The organism is Paraburkholderia sp. SIMBA_027, from assembly GCF_046535315.1.
In the GTDB taxonomy this organism is placed as follows: Bacteria; Pseudomonadota; Gammaproteobacteria; order Burkholderiales; family Burkholderiaceae; genus Paraburkholderia; species Paraburkholderia tropica.
In genome coordinates, this window is sequence record NZ_JAWRWY010001132.1 from 1 (window position 1) to 253 (window position 253).

At 62.1% G+C, this 253-nt stretch carries 1 protein-coding gene; it reads left to right on the forward strand.

The genetic code is table 11. The features are described 5' to 3' along the window. On the forward strand, positions 1–253 hold a 253-nt coding region (locus SB764_RS42660), incomplete at both ends, for a hypothetical protein (protein ID WP_410867132.1).

The following is a 253-nucleotide window of genomic DNA, read 5'->3' on the forward strand; positions in this document are numbered from 1 at the left end:
GTGAGCTACGACGTACAGCCCGAATTCCGCATTCAAGAGGACGGCTCGATCGAGACGCGCTACCCGCGCTTCTCGCCACTCGGCGACGATCCGCATCCTGATTGGGTGAAGAACGAACCCGGCAGCGTCACCGTTTTCGTCAGCGGCACGAACCGCACGGTCGTGGTCACCAAGGCAATGACGACAGTCAACGCTCATGGCATCAGCGTTCCCGTCGATCTCTCATCCGGCGCCCCGAAGGTCGTCGGCGAAG